Origin of the sequence: Ruegeria sp. SCP11 (genome assembly GCF_040329455.1) — a bacterium.
Taxonomy (GTDB): domain Bacteria; phylum Pseudomonadota; class Alphaproteobacteria; order Rhodobacterales; family Rhodobacteraceae; genus Ruegeria; species Ruegeria atlantica_E.
Map to the genome: position 1 here is coordinate 1 of NZ_JBDZYG010000063.1, position 298 is coordinate 298.

Annotated in this window: 1 protein-coding gene; it reads right to left on the reverse strand. The window is 55.7% G+C overall.

Annotation, left to right across the window (positions count from 1 at the left end):
* A partial coding sequence (locus ABLN94_RS24775) for a hypothetical protein (protein ID WP_352997358.1) occupies positions 1-195 on the reverse strand: 195 nt, incomplete at its 3' end.
* Between the last annotated feature and the right edge of the window lie 103 nt (positions 196-298).

The window sequence follows — 298 nt, forward strand, 5'->3', positions numbered from 1 at the left end:
TGCTTGAAATCCCCGTGGGCCAACCCTGTTTTCCTGCGGCAACAACGAAGTGGCAACTCCGACAAGTAAAAGAACGCCCGTCAGGAGCAACACCATGCGTTCCGACAGATAAGGGTAAATCAAGAGACCTAGAGCGATGCCCGCAAAGCACCCAATCACGGCGTTTCGGATCAGTTCCTTGTTCTGTAACCACACCCGCTTGTCCGACGCGACAAGCGATACGAGCGTGTTCAACATGAGCAAAACCGGAACAGCCGTGGTCGTCCCCAGCAAGACCATCATCACGGGCGCTGCGACG